Annotated in this window: 7 protein-coding genes; 1 reads left to right on the top strand and 6 read right to left on the bottom strand. The window is 46.5% G+C overall.

The annotated features are described in order from the left end of the window. The 5 genes from HY879_18915 to HY879_18895 all read right to left on the bottom strand — a co-directional run. A partial coding sequence (locus HY879_18915) for a hypothetical protein (protein MBI5605410.1) occupies window positions 1-320 on the bottom strand: 320 nt, incomplete at its 3' end. A 70-nt stretch (window positions 321-390) separates the two neighbouring features. Beyond that, entirely contained in the window at window positions 391-672 is a 282-nt protein-coding gene (locus HY879_18910) for a hypothetical protein (GenBank protein ID MBI5605409.1), read from the bottom strand. 3 nt (window positions 673-675) lie between these two features. After that, the gene (locus HY879_18905; GenBank protein ID MBI5605408.1) at window positions 676-1041 is read right to left on the bottom strand and encodes a hypothetical protein; all 366 of its coding nucleotides are present in this window, start codon (window positions 1039-1041) and stop codon (window positions 676-678) included. A gap of 383 nt (window positions 1042-1424) precedes the next feature. After that, complete coding sequence (locus HY879_18900) at window positions 1425-1850, bottom strand: putative toxin-antitoxin system toxin component, PIN family (protein ID MBI5605407.1); 426 nt, start codon at window positions 1848-1850, stop codon at window positions 1425-1427. Next, window positions 1847-2092 (bottom strand): CopG family transcriptional regulator, encoded by a 246-nt coding sequence (locus HY879_18895; protein MBI5605406.1) that lies wholly within the window; start codon window positions 2090-2092, stop codon window positions 1847-1849. The genes HY879_18900 and HY879_18895 overlap by 4 nt, the downstream gene beginning before the upstream one ends. A gap of 341 nt (window positions 2093-2433) precedes the next feature. On the opposite strand from HY879_18895, the gene HY879_18890 reads away from it, so the two are divergent. Continuing rightward, a complete protein-coding gene (locus tag HY879_18890) occupies window positions 2434-2652 on the top strand; it encodes a PspC domain-containing protein (GenBank protein ID MBI5605405.1) in 219 nt (72 codons plus the stop codon). A 742-nt stretch (window positions 2653-3394) separates the two neighbouring features. On the opposite strand, the gene HY879_18885 is transcribed toward HY879_18890, so the two are convergent. Continuing rightward, window positions 3395-3752 (bottom strand): P1 family peptidase (locus HY879_18885; protein ID MBI5605404.1); only part of this gene is annotated, 358 nt, incomplete at its 5' end.

Here is a 3752-nt window from a genome sequence, read left to right as displayed (position 1 = left end):
AGGAAGAGAAGCATCAGATTGGAGGTCCCCGGCCGGGAATAGCCTTCAAAAAGGTTATTATAAATAGTGACACTGAAACTGCCACGATCCACTTCGCCTTTCAGACAGGAGAGATAATCATTATCCGGCCCCTGTCCGGAGGAAACATGGATGCCGTACCCTTTAATCTTGCCCCTCAACTCCTTATTCAATCCCAGCCAGACGATAAAGGAAGAGAGGCTGGGCCGGTAACCTTGAAGCTTTTTGAGGTAATCGGCAGGAACCGCCTCCCTGGGGAGCATTTCCTGAAAGGTCCTGAGGGCCCCGGCATTGCTGACCACGGCCCTAATAGGGGACGTTCGTGCTGAGCGTGCTTAGCGAATGCCCCCACTCAAATTTAACATTTTTTGATTAAACGATAATATTCTTCAATATTTCTTCATAGTCCTGCTGGTTGAGCGTGCATTCCAATAAACTGTCGAATCGTTCCACCGTTAGTTTGAGATGCATGGCCATTGATTTATAGGTTTTGGGAGAAATCGGTTTCCTTCCTTTGGGAACGGTTATCCGAGCAATTTTTTTATTTTCTAATTTAAACCAACCGTTTAATTCTCCTCCTTCACGGAAGGTAATATGCAGTTTTTTTTGGCAGCATATTTTCACTTCCTGGGTATTGAATCGGCTGTTTTTCATCAATCAGCCTGTAATCCTTTCCATTAGAAACCGTTTGATGTTGAGCCATTCTTCGCTAAATTCGTCATCTTCCATCAAATCCTCATAGAGGGATTCAATTTCGCGCTTAAGCATTTCTACGGCTTCTTCGGGATTATTCCCATGGCCATATAAAGGAATTTCCGTAGTTCGGGCAATAAAACCGGTTCCATCGGGTTCCAAAACGGCATCCAGGGGAACCAAAAGATGTTTGTGCGGTAAAAAGGAAATTTTTATAAATCCCAAGCTTTCTCTTTTGATTTTTCTTATCTCTGCTTCCAGAACGGCTACTTTTTTTGACAAAGCAGTTACGTCAGGTTTTGCATTTTTTGATTGGGGAGTCAATTCCATAAGGACCTCCGTTAAACTAATTGAAATCCTTTAATTAAACTACCATAAATAAGATCATAAAGATGGAGGGCTGTAAGATTAAAGTTGATAGGAGTTTTTCATATAACCGGCTAATTTGTCAAGAAGAAAATATGAAAATAGGCTCAAAGCTCAAGGAGGGCCAGGAAGAAATAAGTTCAATGTTCAACGTTCAAGGTTGATAGGGCGGGGAGAGAGAACATTCGGAGTTCGGGGTGAAAGAAAAGAAAACTAAACCCTGAAGATTCAAAGGGGGAAAAGGGCGCATCCCCCTGGGATTTGAGGAGCCCTGCGCTTGAGGAGCGTCCGCCGGGGCGAACTTAAGGGAAGAGGGTGAGGAATAAGTTTAAAGCTCGAAGGAAAGGTCAACTCTTTTGGAGATGATCCAAATTGATCATCCTGACAAAATCAGATAGGGACAGGATAGAGATCCCCTTGAAGGCCTTCAAGGAAAGCAGATGTTTGTCGCCGGAGACAATATGGTCGGCTTTGGTTTTTAAGGCGCATTCCAGAATTCGATTGTCGGGGTCATCCGTTAGGACTTTGATATGCGGTTTGGTCTTGACAATCGTTGCCGTTTTCGAAATGGCTTTTAAAAGGTCGGTTATTTTCCCTTCTGACCAGTCAAATTTTTCCTTTAGTTTTTTTGCCGTTTCAGCCAGAATGGCCAGGGAGGAACAAAGGATGAACTTCCTCTTGATGGCTTGAAGATAGGCCTCTTCGGCCTTTCCTCCGGGAATGGCGAAAGCTGAGATATAGATATTGGTATCAAAAACAATTTTTAATTTCACCGGCCTTCCAGGACGATTCGTTCAATTTCTGCCTCGGTGAAGACCCGTTTCGCTCGGACTTGTTTGGCTCCATACCTCTGGAGTTCAAAAAATTCCTTTTCCCGAGACCTTTCCTGGTAAAGGCGGAACATGTCCCGGAAAAGCTGGCTCTTATTTTTGGCCTCCTGACGGGCAATCTTTTCATAATCTTCGGCTATCTCCGGGGAAAGAGAGATGGTCATGGCCACACGATTTCTTTTCATTTGAATACTCCCAAATTTGGTATAAGGTATGACAAAATAATACCATATTTTTTCAAAGTAGGCAAGGCCAATCGAGCAGAGAATAAGCTCAAGGCTCAAAGGGAGCAACAAGGAATAGGTTCAATGTTCAAGATGGATAGAGCGGGGGAGAGAGGACATTCGGAGTTGAGTCGGGAGATTTTAACCCATTTTTTCTTTTATTGACTGTGTTGAGACATCCTTTTATTATTTAAGGAGCGGTTCAATAATATGTTGGCGCCGACCGGGTCGTCACTGCGGCGTGGCCCTGTCGGGTCGCAGTCCCGGCCGGCCTGGCTTAAGCGGCAGCAATGGGGGATACTATGGAAGAACAGAATTGGCTCCACCGGTTGACAAAATCGCAGGAGGATAAGTGGATTGGCGGGGTCTGCGGCGGGTTGGGGAAGGTGACCCCTCTTCCGTCGTGGACCTGGAGGATGCTCTTCTGCCTGGTTACTTTCTTTTTCGGTACAGGAATCCTTATTTACCTCATGCTCTGGATCTTCGTGCCAAAGGCAAAACAAGAGGACCAGGAAGGATAACCCTCAATAATATGATCGGGATCTTCAACTGAATTCAGTAACTTTTTTATTTTCATTGCCGGATCAGCCATAGAGTAATTTGCCTTCCTCGAAGATATCGGTCACAAGGGATCTCCGAGAGCGCGGCGCTCGGCCACTTCAGACGGGCGATAGACCAGATAATCAACCGGAAGATCGGAATTGGCGCTGAAGGGAAGCGGATAACCTGGAATGCCACAATCGGGACCGTTTAAGGCGCAAGCGTAAAAGGTTTGTTGAATATTTTTGTCTTACGTAATTCCCGCCCGGTTGGTTTGACCTCGTCAAGCCAATTCAAATAGTGCTCAAAATCATTGGCATTATCTCGGTCCATTTGTTTTGTTCGAAGAGTCTGTGCCGCTTTATGGTCCCAGTGAAATTTAAGTTTGTCGATTTTATTCTCCTGCGATTTCACCGTAATAATCCTCCAGCCCGTATTTTAGGGCAAAGGCACCGATAACCGCATAATCAAGATGGTCACGATTAAAGAATTCGGTTAATATTCTAAACTGGTTTTTTAGAGTCATCAACCTTTTTGGGAATTACAGGATCTCACCTTAAAAGATCCATGTTTTCAGGCAGCCTTTTTCATATAAAAAATTGGAGAAGAATTTTTTTGAGATGACCAAAGTATAAAATAAGCCGAGGGAGGGGTCAAGGGAGAAAGAGGGAAAAAAGGTTCCACCCGCACCCCAGGCCGGGGCTTAAGCGACCTCGGCCGGCCCTAAATCTCTAAGGCCGTCATGGCCCCCAAACTGGTAGCCTCGAAGATCCCTCTCATAATGGCCCTGGTCAGACAGTCGGCCGCGGCCCGTCCGAGTTCATTCAACGCCTGGGCCTGGGGTGCGGCAAAAAAGCCGGGGGTATCGGGCAGTAATCTCCGGTTGGATGCCAGGCAGAATAAGGTGTCCCCATCAAACATGGTGTGGGCCGGACGTATGGCCCTGGCCAATCCGTCCTGGGCCATCTGGGCTACCTTCTGGGCCTGGGCCTTGGTGAGGACCGCATCGGTGGCGATGACCCCGATGGTCGTATTGGTCGCCGGATGGGCTATGGGCCTATCGGGCAGCCTGACCGATCTT

The sequence above is a fragment of the Deltaproteobacteria bacterium genome (assembly GCA_016219225.1).
In the GTDB taxonomy this organism is placed as follows: Bacteria; Desulfobacterota; RBG-13-43-22; order RBG-13-43-22; family RBG-13-43-22; genus RBG-13-43-22.
Note: the sequence above shows the minus strand (reverse complement) of the source record. Positions and strands in the feature narration are given on the sequence as shown.